This is a genomic window from Mesorhizobium sp. M7A.F.Ca.US.006.04.2.1, from assembly GCF_004022915.1.
GTDB classification, from domain to species: Bacteria; Pseudomonadota; Alphaproteobacteria; order Rhizobiales; family Rhizobiaceae; genus Mesorhizobium; species Mesorhizobium ciceri.
In genome coordinates this window covers 1-2,753 of record NZ_RZQA01000848.1, presented here as the reverse complement: position 1 = coordinate 2,753, position 2,753 = coordinate 1, and the positions used below count along the sequence as shown (strand labels likewise).

General features: G+C 62.6%; 3 protein-coding genes. All 3 read right to left on the bottom strand.

All coding sequences use genetic code 11. The features are described 5' to 3' along the window. Positions 1-39 precede the first annotated feature (39 nt). A complete protein-coding gene (nuoL, locus tag EN925_RS31085; protein ID WP_127370070.1) occupies positions 40-2,013 on the bottom strand; it encodes an NADH-quinone oxidoreductase subunit L in 1,974 nt (657 codons plus the stop codon). 10 nt (positions 2,014-2,023) lie between these two features. Then, positions 2,024-2,332, bottom strand: coding sequence for an NADH-quinone oxidoreductase subunit NuoK (gene nuoK / locus EN925_RS31080; RefSeq protein ID WP_010910101.1), 309 nt, complete (start codon positions 2,330-2,332; stop codon positions 2,024-2,026). A gap of 1 nt (position 2,333) precedes the next feature. After that, positions 2,334-2,753: NADH-quinone oxidoreductase subunit J (locus EN925_RS31075; RefSeq protein ID WP_128337175.1), on the bottom strand; the 420-nt coding region annotated here is incomplete at its 5' end.

Below are 2,753 nucleotides of genomic sequence, written 5' to 3'. Positions count from 1 at the left end.
GCAGGAAGGTGACCAGCGAGAGGATTGGCCAGGCGGTCATCAGAGCATCATCCAGGTGACGAGTGCGGCAACGCCGATCAGCATGGCGAAGGCGTAGTGGTAGAGATAGCCGGTCTGCAGCTTGACGACGCGGTTGGTGACATCGACGACGCGCGCCGAAATACCGTCGGGGCCGAGGCCGTCGATGACGGTGCCGTCGCCGGTCTTCCACAGGAAGTGGCCGAGGCGCTTGGCGGGCCGCACGAACAGGAAGTCGTAGAGCTCGTCGAAATACCACTTGTTGAGCAGGAAGGCGTAGAGCCCGCGATGCTGCGCGGCCAGGTTGACCGGCATTTCCGGCGAGCGGATGTAGAATTTCCAGGCCAGCGCGAAGCCGATCAGCATGGCGATGAAGGGCGACAGTTCGACCCACAGCGGCAATTCGTGGATGTCGTGCAGGATGTGATTGTCAGGCAATGTGAACAGCGATGCCTTCCAGAACTCGGCATAGCCCTCGCCGATGAAGGCGTTGTGGAAGATGACGCCGGCAAACAGCGCGCCCGCGGCCAGGATGAACAGCGGCACCAGCATCACCGGCGGCGATTCATGGACATGGTGCATCACCTCATGGCTCGCCCGCGGCTTGCCGTGGAAGGTCATGAAGATCAGCCGCCAGGAGTAGAAGGAGGTGAAGCAGGCGGCGATGACCAAAAGCACGAAGGCCATGCCGGCAACCAAATTGTGGCCGGCAAAGGCGCTCTCGATGATGGCGTCCTTGGAAAAGAAGCCGGCGGTGCCGATGACCGTCACCGGAATGCCGACGCCGGTCAGCGCCAGCGTGCCGATCACCATCATCCAGTAGGTGGTCGGGATCAGTTTCCTGAGGCCGCCCATATTGCGCATGTCCTGCTCGTCGGACACGGCGTGGATGACCGAGCCCGAGCCGAGGAACAGCAGCGCCTTGAAGAAGGCATGCGTGAACAGGTGGAAGATCGCCGCGCCATAGGCGCCGACGCCGAGCGCCACGAACATGTAGCCGAGCTGCGAGCAGGTCGAATAGGCGATGACGCGCTTGATGTCGTTCTGGACGAGACCGACGGTGGCCGCGAAGAAGGCCGTGAAGGCACCGATGAAGGTCACGACCGTCAGCGCCGAATGCGACAGTTCGAACAGCGGCGACAACCGCGCCAGCATGAACACGCCCGCCGTCACCATGGTGGCGGCATGGATCAGGGCCGAAACCGGCGTCGGGCCTTCCATGGCGTCCGGCAGCCAGGTGTGCAGCGGCACTTGCGCCGACTTGCCCATGGCGCCCATGAACAGGAGCAGGCAGACGATCGTCATGGCCGCCTGCTTGTCCAGCGCATGGCCAAGGAAAGTCAGCACCGCGGCACCCTGCGGTGCACCTTCGGCCGGGATGAACGTCGCCGCATTGGCGAAAATAGTGCCGAGATTGACCGAGCCGAACAGCACGAACACGCCGAAGATGCCGAGTGCGAAGCCGAAATCGCCGACGCGGTTGACGACAAAGGCCTTGATTGCCGCGGCATTGGCCGACGGCTTCTTGTACCAGAAGCCGATCAGCAGATAGGACGCCAGCCCCACCCCTTCCCAGCCGAAAAACATCTGCACGAGGTTGTCCGCCGTCACCAGCATCAGCATGGCGAAGGTGAACAGCGACAGATAGGCGAAGAAGCGCGGCCGGTTCGGATCGTGGTGCATGTAGCCGATCGAATAGATGTGGACCAGCGCCGACACGGTGTTGACCACCACCAGCATGACCACCGTCAGCGTGTCGATCCGCAGCGCCCAGGACGCTTCCAGCCCACCCGACTGTATCCAGCGCAGCACGGGCACGGTGAACACCTCGCCATGGCCGAAACCGACGGTGAAGAACGCGACCCACGACAGCACGGCCGCGATCACCAGGAAACCCGAGGTGATGTATTCGGACGCCTTGGCGCCGAGCGACGTGCCGAACAGGCCGACGATCAGGAAGCCGAGCAGGGGAAGGAAGACGATGGCCTGATACATGGTGGTTCCGTCAACCCTTCATCATGTTCACGTCTTCGACCGCGATCGAGCCGCGGTTGCGGAAGAAGACGACGAGAATGGCAAGTCCGATGGCGGCTTCGGCCGCCGCGACCGTCAGCACGAACAGCGCGAACACCTGGCCGACCAGATCGCCGAGTGCTGCCGAAAAGGCGACGAAGTTGATGTTGACCGCCAGCAGGATCAGCTCGACCGACATCAGGATGACGATGACGTTCTTGCGGTTCAGGAAGATGCCGAACACGCCGAGCGTGAACAGAACAGCCGATACGGTCAGATAATGTGCGATGCCGACAACCATTTCAGAGTCCCTCGCCTGTCTTGACCTTGCGGATTTCCATGCCGGTCGCCGGTGTGCGGCCGACCTGGGCTGCGATCGACTGCCGCTTGACGCCTGGCTTGTGGCGCAGCGTCAGCACGATGGCGCCGATCATGGCGACCAGCAGCACGAGGCCCGAAATCTGGAAGTAGTAGAGGTAGTCCGTATAGAGGATGTCGCCGAGCGCGGCGGTATTGGTCCGCGTGGCAAGATCCGGAATGGGCTTGGAGACCGTCGAAGCGGGCTGCGGCGCGAAGGTGTAGCCGCCGAGAACCACGATCAGCTCCGCCGCCAGGATCAGCCCGACCAGCGCGCCGATCGGCGCATATTGCAGGGCGCCGCTCTTCAGTTCGGCGAAATCGACGTCGAGCATCATGACGACGAACAGGAACAGAACCATCAC

Excerpts from the sequence above, each read along its gene's own strand:
- nuoK (WP_010910101.1), bottom strand. The coding sequence starts at position 2,332 with ATGGTTGTCGGCATCGCACATTATCTGACCGTATCGGCTGTTCTGTTC.
- nuoL (WP_127370070.1), bottom strand. The coding sequence starts at position 2,013 with ATGTATCAGGCCATCGTCTTCCTTCCCCTGCTCGGCTTCCTGATCGTC.